We start from the raw sequence: 313 nt of genomic DNA, 5'->3' as shown, positions 1-313 counted from the left end.
CTGGGCGTGGTTGCCGACGACCTTGCTCTCCTTGAGCCAGGTGCGGCCGTAGTTGGCGATGGCGCCGCCGTCGCCCTCGGCGTTGTTGTCGACGAGCTTCACGTTCGACAGGTGCGCGCTGCCGCCACGCTCCACCAGGAGCGCGCCGCCGTCACCCTCGAACCGCTTGTCGTCGTCCTTGCCGTCCGGGACGAGCGCCGTCGGCGCGGGGCCACCGCCGCCGGGGTACTTGAACTCGTTGGCGTTGCCGCCCTTGACGGTGAGGTCCTTGAGGGTGAGGTCGCCGCCGTCGACGACGCGGAAGATGCGGAAG

The 313-nt window shown here is 70.3% G+C and carries 1 pseudogene; it reads right to left on the bottom strand.

The features are described from left to right. Nucleotides 1-313: pseudogene (locus IF06_RS0131835) on the bottom strand (hypothetical protein); the annotation flags it as partial.

The sequence above is a fragment of the Micromonospora globosa genome, from assembly GCF_000717585.1.
Taxonomy (GTDB): domain Bacteria; phylum Actinomycetota; class Actinomycetes; order Mycobacteriales; family Micromonosporaceae; genus Micromonospora; species Micromonospora aurantiaca.
The sequence above is the reverse complement of the archived record's forward strand: the minus strand, read 5'-3'. Positions and strand labels throughout refer to the sequence as shown.